Genomic DNA, 16,789 nt, shown 5'->3' with positions numbered 1-16,789 from the left:
CGACGGGCAAGCTGCGATTCTGTGCTCACAATCAGTGAGGGATCGGTCATGAAGAAAATTGTTGTTGTCGGCGCTGGCAAGATCGGCTCGACCATTGCCGAGATGCTCGCCGCCACGGGGGATTACCAGGTCACGCTCGTCGACCGCTCGGCGGCGCAACTCACTGCCGCCGAACTGCCGGCCACGGTTGCAGCGCTGGAGCTCGACATCGAAGCCGCCGGCATCCTGGAAGCCGCGCTCGCCGGCAAGTTCGCGGTGCTCAGCGCCGCCCCCTTCCATCTGACCACGCGCATCGCCGAGGCGGCGGCCAGTGCCGGCGTGCACTATCTCGACCTCACCGAGGACGTCGTCTCGACCCGCCGGGTCAAGGAACTGGCCCGCTCGGGCAAGAGCGCCTTCATTCCGCAATGCGGCCTGGCGCCGGGCTTCATCTCGATCGTCGCCAACGATCTCGCCAGCCGCTTCGATTCGCTGGAGAGCGTGCGCATGCGCGTCGGCGCCCTGCCGCAATATCCGTCCAATGCGCTGAACTACAATCTGACCTGGAGCACCGACGGCGTCATCAACGAATATTGCGAACCCTGCGAGGCGATCGTCGAGGGCGAGCTGGTCGAAGTGCCGCCGCTGGAGGAGCGCGAGGAATTCTCGCTCGACGGCGTCACCTACGAAGCGTTCAACACCTCCGGTGGGCTGGGCACGCTGGCCGAGACGCTGAAGGGCAAGGTGCGCACGCTCAACTACCGCACCATCCGCTATCCCGGCCACGCCGCGATCATGAAGGCGCTGCTCAACGACCTCGGCCTGCGCCACCGCCGCGACGTGCTGAAGGACATTTTCGAGAGCGCCCTGCCGGCGACGCTGCAGGATGTGGTCATCGTCTTCGTCACCGTGTCGGGCCGCAAGAACGGCCGCCTGCTGCAGGAGACCTACGCCAACAAGGTCTACTCGCAGCGCATCGGTCAGACGGTACGCAGCGCCATCCAGATCACCACCGCCTCCGGCATCTGCGCCGTGCTCGACATGCTGGCCGACGGCAGCCTGCCGGCGACGGGTTTCATCAAGCAGGAGGACATCGCGCTCGACACCTTCCTGGCCAACCGCTTCGGCCGCGCCTACGCCCAGCACGAGATGGTGAGCCGGCTGGCGAGCTGATGAGGCGTAGTCTCCCCCTTGAGGGCAGGGGAATCGCATATGCGGAACAAAGATGGAATCTTGCGAAGTTTGTTCTCGACGCGATTCCGATTTGTTCGCCGTTCGATTCCTCGAAAGAGGCCATATGCGATTGCCCTGCCCTTGAGGGGGAGATGTCGCCGAAGGCGACAGAGGGGGTCGCCGCGCGTGAAGCGCCAACCTCCATCTGTCGCAAGGAGGTCGCATCCGGTCGAACCGACCCCCTCTGGCCTGCCGGCCATCTCCCCCTCAAGGAGGGAGATCACCTCCCTCAAATATGCAGCGCGTGGCCCAGCGCCTTCAGCGCTGCTTCCTGGAACCCCTCGCCTTGCGTCGGGTGCGCATGGATCGTACCGGCGATGTCCTCCAGCCTTGCGCCCATTTCAAGCGCCAGTCCAAAAGCCGCCGCCAGTTCCGACACGCCCTGCCCGACCGCCTGGATGCCGAGCACCAGATGGTTGTCGGCCCGCGCGACGACGCGGACGAAGCCGTCCTCGCCCAGCTTCGTCATCGCCCGGCCATTGGCGGCGAACGGGAACATGCCGATCTTGATCTCGCCGCCGAGCGCCTTGGCCTCTTCCGGCGACAGGCCGGCGGTGACGAGTTCCGGATCGGTGAAGCAGACGGCGGGTATCGAACGCTTGTCCCAGCTGCGTTTGTGGCCGGCGACGATCTCGGCGACCATCTCGCCTTGCGCCATCGCCCGATGCGCCAGCATCGGCTCGCCGGTGACGTCGCCGATGGCAAAGATGCCGCGCATCGAGGTACGGCACTGGTCGTCGATACGGATGAACTTTCCAGCCATATCAAGGTCGATCTGCTCGAGCCCCCAACCGTCGGTCACCGGCTTGCGCCCGACCGTGACCAGGATTTTTTCGGCGGCGACCTTGGCGCTCTTGCCGTCGGATGTCTCGACCAGCAGCGCGTCACCCTTGGTCGACAGCCCCTTGGCCTTGGCGCCCGGCATCACCTCGACGCCCAGTGCAGTGAGCCGCTTGACCACCGGCCGCGTCAACTCAGCATCATACTGCGCCAGCACGCGCGGCAAGGCCTCGACCAGGGTCACTTTGGCACCCATCTTGGCGAAGGCCATGCCGAGTTCCAGCCCGATATAGCCGCCGCCAACGACCGCGAGTTTCTTCGGCACTTCGCTCAGCGCCAGCACCTCCGTGGACGAAATCACCGGACCGCCAAACGGCAGGAACGAAAGGTCGACCGGCGCCGAACCGGTGGCGATGACGATCGCCTCGGCCCGGATGACCTGAACCCCGGTCTCTGTCTCGACCGCGACCGTCTTGCCATCGCGGAACGTCGCCCAGCCATGCACCGTCTTGACCCCGGCCTTCTTGAGCAGGCCGGCGACGCCGCTGTTGAGCCGGCTGACAATGCCGTCCTTCCAGGCGACGGTCCGGGCGAGGTCGAGCGTGGGCGCGGTGACCGAAATGCCGAGCGGGCTGTTGCCGCCTGCCATATGCGACACCTTCTCGAACTCTTCCGCCGCATGGATCAGCGCTTTGGACGGGATGCAGCCGACATTGAGGCAGGTGCCGCCCGGTTTGCCGGCTTCCACGATCACCGTATCGACGCCGAGCTGTCCGGCGCGGATGGCGCAGACGTAACCACCGGGACCCGCGCCGATGACGAGCAGCTTGCAGGAGATTTCTTTCATGTTGGCACCTTGGTTCGTTGCAGCACCAGGCCTGCAAATCGTCGACCTCGGGGATTGGCCGAAACGCTCCTGCCTTCGTCATCCTGGGGCGAAGCAGGAGCGAAGCGATGTCGCGAAGACCCCAGGATCCATGCCGTTACATCGGAGCGCCGCATCGGTGCAGAATTCTGTTCCGCGGCAACCTTCGACATCGGTCGCGGCATGGATCCTCGGGTCAAGCCCGAGGATGACGAAGGCGTGGAGGCCTGCGGCCAATCGCAACTGTCGGCGATTAGCGGCTGAAAGCCTGTCGGTCGCGCCTGTCCAGCCAAAGAAGAAGATTCTCCGCTCATCCCCCTCAATCCACGAAAATCAGCGCCGGCGTTTCCAGCAGCGTCTTGATGCGCTGGATGAACACCGCCGCGTCCCAGCCGTCGATGACGCGATGGTCGAAGCTCGAGGACAGGTTCATCATCTTGCGCGGGATGAACTGGGTGCCGTCCCACACCGGCCGCACCATCATCTTGTTGACGCCGATGATCGCCACTTCCGGATGGTTGATGACCGGCGTCGTCGCCACGCCGCCCATGGCGCCGAGCGAAGTGATGGTGATGGTCGAGCCGGACAGCTCGTCGCGTGTCGCGGTGCCGGACTTGGCCGCCTCGGCCAGCCTGATGACCTCGGCGCCGCAATCCCAGATGTCACGCGCCTCGGCATGCTTGACCACCGGCACCACCAGCCCCGACGGGGTCTGCGCGGCAATGCCGATATGGATGCCGCCATGCTGGTGGATGATTCCGGCCTCGTCGTCGAACAGCGAATTGAGATTGGGCTGGTCCGATATCGCCTTGACCATCGCCCGCATCAGGAACGGCAGCAGCGTCAGCTTCGGCCGCTCCACACCCGGACGCTTCTCCTTGTTGAGCGCGGCGCGCAGATCCTCCAGCGCGGTGACGTCGATCTCCTCGACATAGGTGATGTGCGGGATGCGCGACTTGGACAGCGACATCTTCTCGGCGATCTTGCGCCGCAAGCCCACCACCTTGATGTCCTGTGTCGTGTCGTTGCGGGCGAGGCCGGATGCCCTGGCGACCTGCGGTCCGCGCGAAAGGAACGCCTCGATGTCCTCGTGGCCGATGCGGCCGGCCGGACCGGATCCCGCAACCTGCCTGAGATCGATGCCCGCCTCTTTTGCGCGCAGACGGACAGCCGGCGAAGCCAGCGGCTTTTCACCCTCGGGGCGCGGCGCGCCGGAGACGGAAGTCTGCCCGAGACTTTTCGAAACGACCGGGGCGGGTTTCACGTCCGCCACGCTGGCCTTTGGCGAGGTCTTTGCGGTCGGCGCGGCAGCCTCGGGTTTCGGGGTCGGAAGTTCTGCCGGGGGTTCGGCAGCGACCGTTTTCACTTCGCCGCTTTGCGGCTTCACATTGCCCTCACCCGCCACCTTCAGCCGCACGATGGGCGAACCGATCGCCACCGTGTCGCCGATCTCGGCGCCCAGCCACAGGATTTCGCCGTCGACCGGAGACGGGATTTCGACCGTCGCCTTGTCGGTCATGACGGCGGCAAGCACGGTGTCCTCGCGCACGATGTCGCCGATCTTGACATGCCACTCGACGAGCTCGGCCTCGGCGACACCTTCGCCGACATCGGGCAGCTTGATGATGTGTTCGCCCATCTCAGGCTCCCATGGTTTCGAGCAAAGTGCGGCCGACCCGGGCGGGGCCGGGGAAATAGTCCCATTCCTGCGCATGCGGATAGGGCGTGTCCCAGCCGGCGACACGCGCCACCGGCGCCTCCAGGTGGTAGAAACAGTTTTCCTGCACCAGCGCCGACAGTTCTGCGCCGAAGCCCGACGTCAGCGTCGCCTCGTGCACGATGACGCAGCGCCCGGTCTTCTTGACCGAAGCGACGATCGTATCCAGGTCGAGCGGCAGCAGGGTTCTGAGATCGATGATCTCGGCGTCGATGCCGGTCTCCTCGACGGCGGCCTGCGCGACATAGACCATGGTGCCATAGGCCAACACGGTAACGGCCGAGCCCGCCCGGCGAATCGCCGCCTTGCCGAGCGGCACTGTGTAATGGCCGTCGGCGACCTCGCCCAGCTCATGTTTCGACCATGGCGTCACCGGCCGGTCGTGATGGCCGTCGAACGGGCCGTTATAGAGCCGCTTCGGCTCGAGGAAGATCACCGGGTCCGGATCCTCGATCGCCGCGATCAGCAGCCCCTTGGCGTCATGAGGGTTGGACGGCACCACCGTCTTCAGCCCCGACACATGGGTGAACAGCGCTTCCGGGCTCTGGCTGTGCGTCTGGCCGCCGAAGATGCCGCCGCCGGTCGGCATGCGCACCACGATCGGGCAGGTGAAATCACCGTTGGAGCGGTAGCGCAGTCTAGCTGCTTCCTGGGTCAGCTGGTCGTAGGCCGGATACATGTAGTCGGCAAACTGAATCTCCACGCAGGGCTTCAGGCCATAGGCCGCCATGCCGATGGCCGAACCGACAATACCGGATTCATTGATCGGCGCGTCGAAACAGCGGCTCTTGCCGTATTTGGCCTGCAGGCCCTGCGTGCAGCGGAAGACGCCGCCGAAGAAGCCGACATCCTCGCCGAACACGACAACTTTGCTATCGCGCCCCATCGACACATCCATGGCGTCGCGGATCGCCTCGATCATGGTCCGTCTCGGCATGGCTCAGACTCCCGCCTGCTGGCGCTGGCGCCGCAGATGCGGCGGCATTTCGGCGTAGAGCCCCTCGAACATGTCGCGCGTCGACGGCTTGCCGCCGGCATGCAGCGTGCCGTGGCTTTCGGCTTCCTTCTGCGCCGCGATCACCGTGTCGAGGATTTCCGCCTCGGCCTGCGCGTGCCGCTCGTCCGACCAGACGCCGAGCCCTATCAGATGGTTCTTCAGCCGCACGATCGGGTCGCCGAGCGGCCAGGCGTCGGATTCGGTCTTTGGCCGGTAGGCGGACGGGTCGTCCGAGCTCGAATGCGCGCCGGCGCGGTAGGTGACATATTCGACCAGCGTCGGCCCGAGATTGCTGCGCGCCCGCTCCGCCGCCCATTTGGCCACCGCATGGACGGCGAGATAGTCGTTGCCGTCGACGCGCAGCGACGGGATGCCGAAGCCAAGGCCGCGGGCAGCGAACGTGCCCGAGCCGCCGCGCGCGATGCCTTGAAAGGTCGAGATCGCCCACTGGTTGTTGACGACATTGAGCACGACCGGCGCCTTGTAGGTGGAGGCGAACACCAGCGCCGAATGGAAGTCGGATTCGGCCGTCGAGCCGTCGCCGATCCAGGCCGCGGCGATCTTCGAATCATTGCTGATGGCCGAGGCCATCGCCCAGCCGACCGCCTGGATATACTGCGTCGCCAGATTGCCGGAGATCGAAAAGAAGCCATGCTCCTTCGACGAATACATGATCGGCAATTGCCGGCCCTTCAGCGGGTCTGCCTCGTTCGAATAGATCTGGTTCATCATCGTGACCATCGGGTAGCCGTCTGCGATGAGCAGCCCCGCCTGGCGATAGGTCGGAAAGTTCATGTCGCCGGGTTCGAGCGCCTTGCGGAAGGCGCAGGCCACCGCCTCTTCGCCCAAATGCTGCATGTAGAAGGAGGTCTTGCCCTGCCGTTGCGCCATCTGCATACGGGCGTCGAAGGTCCGCAGCGTCACCATGTGGCGCAGGCCGGCCAACAGTTCGTCGCTGGACAGCAGGCCGGCCCAAGGGCCGACGGCTTCGCCATTGCGGTTCAGCACCCGGATGATCGAGAAGGCATGATCGCGGATGGTGCGCGGATCGACATCGATCTCGGGGCGCGGCACCGAGCCGGCCTTGGGGATCGGCACATTGGAAAAGTCAGGCGTGCCGCCCGGCCGCACTTCCGGCTCCGGAACGTGGAAACGCAACATCCCAGCATCGGCCATGACCTTTGTCCTCCAATGTTGCCTGGTGCCGATATTTACATATCTGCGCGGCCAGACCAGTGCGAATTCGTCGGGTAGCCTTCGGACGTCGGTCCCGGCCGCGCCGGCCGATCCAGCCTCCCAGCGCCAAGATGAAGATATGTCCGCGAAATTTCTTGTCGATGTTGGGGGCCGGCGCGCAATTTGGGAGAAGGTTGGGAAGGGTTTGTCGGAAGATAAGGTGATTGGCGGGTGGATGCCCACTTTGCGGCATTGATAGTTGGCGACAGCGACGAAGCGGGTAATCTCCCCCCTCGAGGGGGAGATGTCGCCGAAGGCGACAGAGGGGGGTCGCCGCGCGTGGAGCGCTAGCCTCCATCTGCCGCAAGGAGGTCGCATCCAGTCGAACCGACCCCCTCTGGCCTGCCGGCCATCTCCCCCTCAAGGAGGGAGATTATGCGCTCCGCCGTTTTCACCAATCTTCCACACTATGCCAATCTTCCCCTCTCCAAAATCACGCACCATCCTTTGCCTCAACCACCACACCCCGTTCACCTCGCCCCCGCGTCATGCTAACCAACCCGCCATGGCACAGAAGAAAGCTTACGAGGTCGATGGGTGGCTGGCGCGGCCGGACCAGCGCATCTCCATTGTCCTGCTTTATGGCCCCGATCGCGGCCTCGTCTCCGAGCGGGCGAAGGCCTTTGCCGAAAAGACCGGCCTGCCGCTCGACGACCCGTTCTCGGTGGTCAGGCTGGAGGGGTCGGAGGTCGATCGCGACGAGGGCCGGCTGCTCGACGAGGCCCGCACCGTGCCGATGTTTTCCGACCGGCGCCTGCTGTGGGTGCGCAATGCCAGCGGCCAGAAGGCGTTGGCCGACGACGTCAAGGCGCTGACGGCAGAGCCCGCGCGGGACGCGATCATTATCATCGAGGCCGGCGATCTCAAAAAGGGCGTCGGCCTGCGCGCCATCGTCGAGGCGGCGGACAATGCCATGGCGCTGCCGTGCTACGCCGATGAAGCCCGCGACATCGACGCCGTCATCGACCACGAACTGAGCAAGGCCGGCATGTCGATGACCATGGAAGCGAGACAGGCGTTGCGCCGCAATCTCGGCGGCGACCGGCTGGCCTCGCGCGGCGAGATCGAGAAGCTCGTGCTCTACGCGCATGGCCAGAACGAGATCGGGCTGGAGGAGGTCAAGGCGATGTCGGGCGACGTGTCCGGCGCCTCTTTCGATGACGCCGTGGATGCGCTTCTCGAAGGCAAGATCGGCGACTTCGACACCGCCTTCAGCCGGCATTGCCAGTCCGGCGGCCAGCCCTTCCTGGTGCTGTCCTCGGCAATGCGGCAATTGCAGCAGATCCAGGCCATGCGCGGCCAGATGGAATCCGGCAATCGCAACGCCGCCTCGGTCGTTGCCGCGGCCCGGCCGCCGGTGTTTTTCTCGCGCCGCAAGCTGGTCGAGAAAGCGCTGGAGCGCTGGAGCACCGAGGCGCTCGGCCGCGCGCTGACCCGGCTGCAGACGGCGGTGCTGCAGACACGACGGCGGCCCGATCTTTCCGTGGCGCTGGCACGGCAGGCGCTGCTGGGGATTGCGGTGGAGAGCAGCCGGCTGGCGCAGCGCGCCTGATCTCCCCCCTTGAGGGGGAGATGTCGCCGAAGGCGACAGAGGGGGTCGCCGCGCGTGAAGCGTCCACCTTTTCTTCGCTTCCGCAAGGGCGTCGGCGCTTGGCGTCAGACGACCCCCTCTGGCCTGCCGGCCATCTCCCCCTCAAGGAGGGAGATCAGCAGCCTCAGCGTTTTCGCCAATTGCCGCGCTGCAAAAGAAAGGGCCGGCCCAACGGCCAGCCCCTTTCCATATGCGCGCAATCTTCGGCTTGAAGATAATTCGCCGGCTAACTACCGCTCCTGCTTCAGCCTGCGGCACAGCTCATCAAGCTGCTCGAGCGACCGATAGGCCACCCGAAGCGTGCCGCCCTTGCCCTTGTGGTCCACCGACACGATCATGCCGATCGTGTCGGTCAGCAGCTTTTCCAGCGCCAGCGTGTCGGCGTCCTTCTGCTCCGGACTTGGCGCAGGCTTGGCTTCCTTGGAGGTGCTGGTGCCGGCCGGCATCTGCGCCAGCGCTTCGGCCTGGCGTACAGAGAGTCCTTCTTCGACGATGCGCTTGGCAAGGCCGGCCGGATCCTCGGCCGTCACCAGCGTGCGAGCGTGCCCGGCCGACAGTGCGCCGTCGACCAGCATGTCGCGGATCACATCCGGCAGCTTCAGCAGGCGCAGCGTGTTGGCGACATGGCTGCGGCTCTTGCCGATCACCTGGCCGAGATCGGCCTGGGTGTAGCCGTGTTCGTCGATCAGCTGCTGGTAGCCAAGCGCTTCCTCGACCGCGTTGAGATCGGTGCGCTGGACGTTCTCGATGATCGCCAGTTCGAGCGCGGTGCGATCGTTGACTTCGCGGATGATGACCGGGATCTCGGACAGCCCGGCGCGCTGCGCCGCACGCCAGCGTCGCTCGCCAGCGATGATCTCGTAGCGGCCGGCCTGTGTCGGCGAAGGCCGCGCCACCACGGGCTGGACGACGCCATGTTCGCGGATGGACTGGGCGAGGTCGGTCAGTTCGGCATCGCCGAAATGCCGGCGCGGATTCTTCGGATTGGGGGTAAGGAACTCGATCGGCACCTTGCCGTCGGCGCTCATCCCCGGCTTTTCGGGTGCTACCGGGCGATCGATCTCGCCGATCAGCGCTGCCAGCCCACGGCCCAGTCTCTTTCTCGAAAGGTCTTCGCTCATCTTTATTCCAAGTCTCGGATCGTTTCGGTGTCGAATCGGCTTTTAACTATGCATCCAGCCTAATCAAGCGGCGCGTAATTTGCGCTCGCGGCGGATCACTTCCGACGCCAGTTGCAGATACGCCTGGCTGCCCGAGCACTTGAGGTCATAGAGGATCGCGGGCTTGCCGTAGGACGGCGCCTCGGACACCCGCACATTGCGCGGAATGACGGTCTCGTAGACCTTGTCGCCCATATGCGCCCGCACATCCTGCACCACCTGGTTGGCCAGATTGTTGCGGCCGTCATACATGGTCAGCACGATGCCCTGGATGGTGAGATCCGGATTGATCGAACGGCGCACCTGCTCGACCGTTTCCAGCAATTGGCTCAGACCTTCGAGCGCGAAGAACTCGCATTGCAGCGGCACAAGAACAGAATCGGCTGCCGCCATGGAATTCAAGGTCAACAGATTGAGCGACGGCGGGCAGTCGATCAGCACGTAGCCGAAGGGCGCTCCGCGAGCGGTCGCGGCGCGCAACGCATTGCGCAGCTTGAGCACACGGTCGGGTGCGGAGGCGATCTCCATTTCGATGCCGAGCAGGTCGAGCGTCGACGGCACGATCGACAGGCCAGGCACTGCCGTTGGAATAGCAGCCGCTTCCAGCTCCAGCTCGCCGGTCAGCACGTCATAGGACGAGACAGTGCGGTCCTTGCGGTCGATGCCGAGGCCGGTGCTGGCATTGCCTTGCGGGTCGAGATCGACGATCAGCACCTTTTCGCCGATCGCGGCGAGCGCCGTGGCCAGGTTGATGGCGGTGGTCGTCTTGCCGACACCGCCCTTCTGGTTGGCTACGGTGATGATTCGGGGGCCATTCTTCATCATGGGTCTATGCCAGAAATTCATTTTGGGTCGCCAAGGAGTCTGACCAGTCGCGAATCAGACAGGTCGCAGGTTGGACAGTTCAAGGATGACGCCCTGAGGGTCGGTCACACTGGGATGTTCTACCAGATCGAAGGACCACCGGTTAACGCTTTCTTGCACTTCGGCGCGATAATCCCGGCCTTTGTGGAACAGGCCGCGCGCGCCTGACGTCAGCCAGGGCGCCGACAGGTCCAGCAAGGTCGAAAGCGAGGCCAGCGCCCGCGCCGTGACGATTTGCGGTGTCGAAACAAGCGCATGGCTGTCATCGATGCGGCGCGCCACCACCCGCGCCGGCAGGCTGAATTGCCCGACCACGGTCTGCAGGAAGGATGCCTTTTTGCGATTGCTTTCAACCAGATCAATGCTGGCGCCATCCCGCTCGGCAAGCAGGAAAGCCATGACAAGCCCCGGAAATCCGCCGCCCGAGCCGAGATCCACCCAGCGTGTGGCTTGAGGCTCTATGCGCGCGAGCTGCGCGCTGTCCAGGATGTGGCGCTGCCAGACATCGCCGGACGTCGATTGCGCCACGAGGTTGATGCTGCGATTCCATTTCTGGAACATCTGCTCGAATGCCACCAACCGATCGAATGTTTCACGTGAAACCGGGCCTGCCGCGTCCTGCAGGCTCTCTAGGGATAGTGAACTCACGCAACATCCCTTTGTGGGCGCTGGGCGCTCTCCGCATGGCGGACATGCGCGACAATGATCGCCAGCGCCGCCGGCGTCATGCCTTCCATGCGCTGGGCATCGGCGATGGAGCGCGGCCGCCGCGCCTGCATCTTCTGCTTTAACTCGTTGGACAGCCCCGGCACGCCGGCAAAATCGACCGTCTCGGGAATCAAGCGGCTCTCTTCATGCCGGATTTGCGCCACATCCGTCTTCTGGCGGTCGAGATAGACCGAATATTTCGCTTCCGTTTCGAGACGCTCTGCTGTCTTGCCGTCGATGTCCGCGAAGCGCGAATCGATACGAGCCAGCCAGGCCACATCGACGTCGGGATAAGACAGCAATTCATAGCCAGACCGGCGCACGCCATCCCGGTTGATTTCCAGCCCATGACGCGCCGCCTCGTTGGGCGTCAGGGCGAGTGACTTTGCCAGCTGACGTGCTTCATCGAGGTACTGCATGACAGTCTCGTAGCGCTGCATCCTCTGCGTCGAGGCAATTCCCAGTTTCGCAGCAAGGGGCGTCAGCCGATCATCCGCATTGTCGGCGCGCAGCGACAGCCGGAACTCGGCCCGAGAGGTGAACATCCGGTAGGGCTCGCTGATGCCGCGGCTTGTCAAATCGTCGACCATCACGCCGATATAGGCCTCGGTACGGCTGAGCACGATCTGCTCGCTGCCGGCCGCCCGCCGTGCCGCATTGAGCCCGGCAAGCAGGCCTTGCCCGGCCGCCTCTTCGTAGCCAGTCGTGCCGTTGATCTGCCCGGCGAGGAAGAGGCCGCCAACGCGCTTCGTCTCCAGCGTCTGATGCAACTCGCGCGGATCGACATGATCATATTCAATGGCATAGCCAGGCTGCAGCATGGTTGCACGTTCGAGCCCGGGGATGGTCTTCAGGATATCGAGCTGCACATCCTCAGGTAGCGAGGTCGAAATACCATTGGGATAAACAGTATCGTCATCGAGCCCTTCCGGCTCAAGAAAGATCTGGTGTCCGTCCCTATCGCCGAACTTGACGATCTTGTCCTCGATCGACGGGCAATAGCGCGGCCCGATGCCTTCGATCGAGCCGGAATACATGGCGGAGCGGCCGAGATTGGCGCGGATCAGCTCGTGCGTGGCCGTGGTCGTGCGCGTGATGCCGCAGTCGATCTGCGGAGTCTCGATGCGATCGGTCATCAGCGAGAACGGCACCGGATCCGCATCCGCGGCCTGTTTTTCCAGCGACGCCCAGTCGATGGTCCGGCCATCGAGCCGCGGCGGCGTGCCGGTCTTCAGCCGGCCGAGCTTGAAACCCGCGCGGTCCATCGTCGCCGAGAGACCGAGGCTGGCCTGCTCGTTCATGCGGCCGGCGACAATCTTCTTCTCGCCAATATGAATAAGCCCGCGCAGGAAGGTCCCGGTCGTCAGAACGACCGCACCACAGGCAAGCCGCCTGCCGCCGGCCAGGAGAACCGCCGCGATCTGCTCATCAACGATCTCGAAGTCCAAAACCTCGCCTTCGACCACGTCGAGATCGTTCTGCTGCCGAATCGCTTCTTGCATGGCAAGGCGATAGAGCTTCCTGTCGGCCTGCGTGCGCGGTCCGCGCACCGCCGGACCCTTGCGGCGGTTGAGCAGACGGAACTGAATGCCGGCAGCATCCGCCACGCGGCCCATCAGCCCGTCCATGGCATCGATCTCGCGCACCAGATGGCCCTTGCCGAGCCCACCGATCGCCGGATTGCAGGACATGACCCCAATCGTGTCAAAGCGCAGCGTCACGAGTGCGGTCCTGGCACCGGCGCGCGCGGCAGCGCTGGCCGCCTCGCACCCGGCGTGGCCGCCGCCCACCACAACCACATCATAGTGATTGGTCATTTCCAAACGTCCCAGACTCAAATGAATGAGGGACACATGTCCCTGCCAGGCAGCGCTGTCAAGAAAACTCCGCAAGTCGTTTCACGTGAAACAACCCTGCACCTGCCATCGCGCGTGTTTCACGTGAGTCATCGGGGGCACCGACGTTTCACGTGAGTCACACCGGCGGCGCAGCGCGGTGGCTTGGACGAGCCTCCCCGCCTTCGTCATCCACGGGCGGAGCAGGAGCGAAGCTCCGTCACGAAGACCCGAGGATCCATGCCGTGACCTTGACCAAAGGGGACAGCGGGGCAGAACTCTGCACCGTGGCGGCTGCTTTGATGTCGCGGCATGGATCCTCGGGTCTGCGCCGCGTCGCTACGCTCCTTGCTCCGCCCTAGGATGACGACGTCGTGGTTCCGCCTAGCAACCCATTGTTTCACGTGAGTCATTTCCCGATGCAGAACTGCGAGAAAATCACGTCCAGCATGTCCTCGACATCGATGGCGCCGACAATGCGCCCCAGGCGATCGGCAGCGAGCCGCAACTCCTCGGCGCGCAATTCCTGCCCAACAGTCCGGTCGTCGGTGGCGCGACGCAGATGGCGGTTGGCTTCGCCAAGCAATTCGACATGGCGCAGGCGCGACGGCAGGATATCGCCGGCACTACCGGCCGCGTCCGCCGCGCGACGGCCGATTTCCGCCAGCAGTCCGTCCACGCCGGCACCATTCTTCACCGAGATGACACGGTCATAGTCCCCCGCCGCATCCCTTGCCGCTCGGCTTTCCAGCAGATCGAGCTTCGTGCCGACGCGCAAGGCCGGCGCCGAGGCCGCCAGCGGACCGATATCCCTGGGATTCGCGACGTCCTGCAGCAGCAGCAGGAGATCGGCGCCATGCGCCTTGGCCTTCGCCTTCTCGATGCCGATCGCCTCGACCTTGCCCGGCGCATCGCGCAACCCGGCCGTATCCGTAAGCCTGACCCGCATCCCCTGGAGATCAAGTGTCACTTCAAGCAGGTCCCGCGTCGTGCCAGGCTCATCCGTTACAATAGCGGCATCGCGCCGCGCCAGGGCGTTGAAAAGACTCGACTTACCAGCGTTGGGCGCACCGAGGATGACGACCTCGAAGCCATCGCGAATGATCTCGGCGGCGCGAAATCCGGCAATGTGTTGGTCGACCTCGCCGATCATTGCCCGAACGTCGGACCAGACCGTATCCGAAACGGAACCGGGGACATCGTCCTCATCGGCAAAGTCGATCTCGGCCTCGATCATGGCACGGGCATGGATCAGCCTGCGGCGCCAGCCGAGATAAAGTTCGCTCTGAACGCCTTCGGCATTCTGGACCGCAAACCGCCGCTGCGCCTCGGTCTCGGCATTGACCAAATCAGCCAGCGCCTCCGTCTCTACGAGGTCGATTTTGCCGTTAAGAAAGGCGCGGCGAGTGAACTCGCCCGGTTCAGCATGCCTGACGCCATCAAAACCACCGATGGTCTCCAGCATTCGAGCCACCACGGCACGCCCGCCATGAACATGGAACTCGGCAACATCCTCGCCGGTAAAGCTCGCAGGACCGGGAAAGAAAAGAACCAGGCCGTTGTCGAGCACGGTTCCATCGGGCGCCCGCAGCCTGCGCAGAACCGTCGCGCGGTCTTTAACCATACCACCGGCAATCGTTTCGACTACGAATCGAGTCTGGGGGCCGGAGATGCGGATGACGGCGACGCCGGCGGGGAGCCGACCGCTCGACAACGCAACGATGGAACTGCCTGAATTCATTTGCCCGCTCTACCGAACCGCCCTAGCTTTCCGCCAACGCTGTGAACCGAGTTCCTCATTGTGACATTGCCTGCGCAAAACCTGCTTTCCCAAGAGGCCAGCCCCTATCTGCAGCAGCACAGCGGCAACCCCGTCCACTGGCGAGCCTGGTCGCCGGCTTCGCTTGAGGAGGCAAAGACGCTGGACAGGCCGATCCTGCTTTCGGTCGGCTATGCCGCCTGCCATTGGTGCCATGTCATGGCGCATGAAAGCTTCGAAAACGACGCTGTCGCCGCCGTCATGAACCGTCTGTTCGTCAATATCAAGGTCGACCGCGAGGAGCGTCCGGACATCGACCAGATCTACATGGCGGCACTTTCCGCGATGGGCGAGCAGGGCGGCTGGCCGCTGACCATGTTCCTGACGCCGGACGGCAAGCCGTTCTGGGGCGGCACTTATTTCCCGCGCGAGCCGCGCTATGGGCGCCCCGGTTTCATCCAGGTGATGGAGGCGGTGGACAAGGCCTGGCGCGAGAAGCGCGCGAGCCTCAACCAGAGCGCCGACGGCCTGACGACCCATGTCGAGGCGCGCCTCGCTGGTTCGCATGCAAAAACAGGGCTCGATCGCGACACGCTGGCGGAGCTTGCCAAGGGCGTAGACGGCATGGTCGACCGCGATCTCGGCGGCCTGCGCGGCGCGCCGAAATTCCCCAATGCGCCGTTCATGCTCACACTCTGGCTGTCCTGGCTGCGCGACGGCAACACCGCCCATCGCGACGACGTCCTCATCAGCCTTGAACAGATGGTGAGCGGCGGCATCTACGATCATATCGGCGGCGGGCTCAGCCGCTACTCGACCGATGCCGAATGGCTGGTGCCGCATTTCGAAAAAATGCTCAACGACAATGCCCAACTCATCCGCTTCTGCAACTGGGCTTTTGCCGCGAGCGGCAATGAACTGTTCCGGGTCCGAATCGAAGAGACGGTCGACTGGCTGCTGCGCGAAATGCGCGTCGATGGCGGCGCCTTTGCCGCCAGTCTCGACGCCGACAGCGACGGCGAGGAAGGGCTGTTCTACACCTGGACCCGCGATGAGATCGAAGCTGTTCTAGGCGACGATTCTGCATTGTTTTTCAAACACTTCACGCTCTCAAGCCCGCATGGCTGGGAAGGCAAGCCGGTCGTCCACCAAACAAGGTCCCAGCAATCGCAAAGTGTGATCGACCGCGATCGGCTCGTCCCGCTGACAGCGAAGCTCCTGGCGGTCAGAGAGCATCGTGTCAGGCCCGGGCGCGACGACAAGGCGCTCACCGACTGGAACGGCCTGATGATTGCAGCCCTTGCCGAGGCCGGCCGCTCGCTGGCGCGGCCTGACTGGATCGACGCTGCGGCAAAAGCCTTCGCCCATATCTGCTCTGCCAGCCGCGGCGGCCGCTTGCCGCATTCCATGCTCGGCGCCAAAAGATTGTTTCCCGCTTTGTCCAGCGACTACGCCGCCATGGCCAATGCGGCGATCTCGCTGTTCGAGGCCACTGGGGATTGGAGCTATGTCGACCAGGCCGGCCACTTCGTCGGGCAGCTCGACCAATGGCACGCCGACGCCGAGAAGACCGGTTATTATTTGACCGCATCGGACAGCGCCGACGTGCCGATCCGCATCAGGGGCGATGTCGACGAAGCCATTCCGTCCGCCACCGGCCAGATCATCGAGGCATTGGTCCGGCTCGCCTCCGTCACCGGCGACCTCGAGCTGCAGGAAAGAGCCTGGCAACTCGCCGAACATGCCGCCGGCCGTGCGGCGCACCAGGCCTACGGCCAGGCCGGCATCGTCAACGCCTGCGCGCTGGCGATCGAACCACTCAAACTGGTCATCGTCGATTCACTGGACGATCCAAAGCTCGTTCCGGTTGCGAATCGATGCCCGGACCCGCGCCGCGTCGACATCGTCGTGCCAATCGGTACGGGTGCGAATCGACCCTTGCTGCCCGGTGGAATCCTGCCGCCGACCGACAGAGCGGGTGCATGGTTGTGCACGGGGCAGGTTTGCCTGCCGGTGGTCACGGATGCTGAGGAGTTGGAGAAGCTGTTGAGGCGAAGCTAGAGCG

General features: G+C 64.3%; 12 protein-coding genes. 3 read left to right on the top strand and 9 right to left on the bottom strand.

The genetic code is table 11. The features are described 5' to 3' along the window. Positions 1-48: 48 nt before the first annotated feature. A complete protein-coding gene (locus ACZ89F_RS32700; RefSeq protein ID WP_476096321.1) occupies positions 49-1,152 on the top strand; it encodes a saccharopine dehydrogenase family protein in 1,104 nt (367 codons plus the stop codon). Between the two features lie 289 nt (positions 1,153-1,441). On the opposite strand, the gene lpdA is transcribed toward ACZ89F_RS32700, so the two are convergent. From lpdA to ACZ89F_RS32680, 4 genes are all read right to left on the bottom strand, one after another. Then, a complete protein-coding gene (lpdA, locus tag ACZ89F_RS32695; protein WP_476096319.1) occupies positions 1,442-2,839 on the bottom strand; it encodes a dihydrolipoyl dehydrogenase in 1,398 nt (465 codons plus the stop codon). Between the two features lie 337 nt (positions 2,840-3,176). Further along, positions 3,177-4,496, bottom strand: coding sequence for a dihydrolipoamide acetyltransferase family protein (locus tag ACZ89F_RS32690; protein ID WP_476096318.1), 1,320 nt, complete (start codon positions 4,494-4,496; stop codon positions 3,177-3,179). A 1-nt stretch (position 4,497) separates the two neighbouring features. Beyond that, positions 4,498-5,511, bottom strand: coding sequence for an alpha-ketoacid dehydrogenase subunit beta (locus ACZ89F_RS32685; RefSeq protein ID WP_476096316.1), 1,014 nt, complete (start codon positions 5,509-5,511; stop codon positions 4,498-4,500). A 3-nt stretch (positions 5,512-5,514) separates the two neighbouring features. Continuing rightward, positions 5,515-6,747, bottom strand: coding sequence for a thiamine pyrophosphate-dependent enzyme (locus tag ACZ89F_RS32680; protein ID WP_476096315.1), 1,233 nt, complete (start codon positions 6,745-6,747; stop codon positions 5,515-5,517). A gap of 565 nt (positions 6,748-7,312) precedes the next feature. Here ACZ89F_RS32680 and holA point away from each other — a divergent pair. Further along, positions 7,313-8,359: a DNA polymerase III subunit delta gene (holA, locus tag ACZ89F_RS32675; protein ID WP_476096314.1), complete on the top strand. Its 1,047-nt coding sequence runs from the start codon at positions 7,313-7,315 to the stop codon at positions 8,357-8,359. A gap of 269 nt (positions 8,360-8,628) precedes the next feature. On the opposite strand, the gene ACZ89F_RS32670 is transcribed toward holA, so the two are convergent. The 5 genes from ACZ89F_RS32670 to mnmE form a co-directional block, all read right to left on the bottom strand. Then, entirely contained in the window at positions 8,629-9,519 is an 891-nt protein-coding gene (locus tag ACZ89F_RS32670) for a ParB/RepB/Spo0J family partition protein (protein WP_476096312.1), read from the bottom strand. A gap of 63 nt (positions 9,520-9,582) precedes the next feature. Next, positions 9,583-10,383, bottom strand: a complete 801-nt coding sequence (locus ACZ89F_RS32665) for a ParA family protein (protein ID WP_127415161.1) — start codon at positions 10,381-10,383, stop codon at positions 9,583-9,585. 54 nt (positions 10,384-10,437) lie between these two features. Further along, the gene (gene rsmG, locus ACZ89F_RS32660) at positions 10,438-11,070 is read right to left on the bottom strand and encodes a 16S rRNA (guanine(527)-N(7))-methyltransferase RsmG (RefSeq protein ID WP_476096311.1); all 633 of its coding nucleotides are present in this window, start codon (positions 11,068-11,070) and stop codon (positions 10,438-10,440) included. Beyond that, positions 11,067-12,947, bottom strand: coding sequence for a tRNA uridine-5-carboxymethylaminomethyl(34) synthesis enzyme MnmG (mnmG, locus tag ACZ89F_RS32655; protein ID WP_476096309.1), 1,881 nt, complete (start codon positions 12,945-12,947; stop codon positions 11,067-11,069). The genes rsmG and mnmG overlap by 4 nt, the downstream gene beginning before the upstream one ends. Positions 12,948-13,374: 427 nt before the next feature. Continuing rightward, positions 13,375-14,706 (bottom strand): tRNA uridine-5-carboxymethylaminomethyl(34) synthesis GTPase MnmE, encoded by a 1,332-nt coding sequence (gene mnmE, locus ACZ89F_RS32650; protein WP_476096308.1) that lies wholly within the window; start codon positions 14,704-14,706, stop codon positions 13,375-13,377. 60 nt (positions 14,707-14,766) lie between these two features. On the opposite strand from mnmE, the gene ACZ89F_RS32645 reads away from it, so the two are divergent. Then, complete coding sequence (locus ACZ89F_RS32645) at positions 14,767-16,785, top strand: thioredoxin domain-containing protein (RefSeq protein WP_476096307.1); 2,019 nt, start codon at positions 14,767-14,769, stop codon at positions 16,783-16,785. Positions 16,786-16,789: the final 4 nt, after the last annotated feature.

The sequence above is a fragment of the Mesorhizobium sp. USDA 3734 genome, from assembly GCF_056279665.1.
Note: the sequence above shows the minus strand (reverse complement) of the source record. Positions and strands in the feature narration are given on the sequence as shown.

Excerpts from the sequence above, each read along its gene's own strand:
- ACZ89F_RS32665 (WP_127415161.1), bottom strand. The coding sequence starts at position 10,383 with ATGATGAAGAATGGCCCCCGAATCATCACCGTAGCCAACCAGAAGGGC.
- lpdA (WP_476096319.1), bottom strand. The coding sequence starts at position 2,839 with ATGAAAGAAATCTCCTGCAAGCTGCTCGTCATCGGCGCGGGTCCCGGT.
- ACZ89F_RS32685 (WP_476096316.1), bottom strand. The coding sequence starts at position 5,511 with ATGCCGAGACGGACCATGATCGAGGCGATCCGCGACGCCATGGATGTG.
- mnmE (WP_476096308.1), bottom strand. The coding sequence starts at position 14,706 with ATGAATTCAGGCAGTTCCATCGTTGCGTTGTCGAGCGGTCGGCTCCCC.
- mnmG (WP_476096309.1), bottom strand. The coding sequence starts at position 12,947 with ATGACCAATCACTATGATGTGGTTGTGGTGGGCGGCGGCCACGCCGGG.
- holA (WP_476096314.1), top strand. The coding sequence starts at position 7,313 with ATGGCACAGAAGAAAGCTTACGAGGTCGATGGGTGGCTGGCGCGGCCG.
- ACZ89F_RS32690 (WP_476096318.1), bottom strand. The coding sequence starts at position 4,496 with ATGGGCGAACACATCATCAAGCTGCCCGATGTCGGCGAAGGTGTCGCC.
- ACZ89F_RS32680 (WP_476096315.1), bottom strand. The coding sequence starts at position 6,747 with ATGGCCGATGCTGGGATGTTGCGTTTCCACGTTCCGGAGCCGGAAGTG.
- ACZ89F_RS32670 (WP_476096312.1), bottom strand. The coding sequence starts at position 9,519 with ATGAGCGAAGACCTTTCGAGAAAGAGACTGGGCCGTGGGCTGGCAGCG.
- ACZ89F_RS32700 (WP_476096321.1), top strand. The coding sequence starts at position 49 with ATGAAGAAAATTGTTGTTGTCGGCGCTGGCAAGATCGGCTCGACCATT.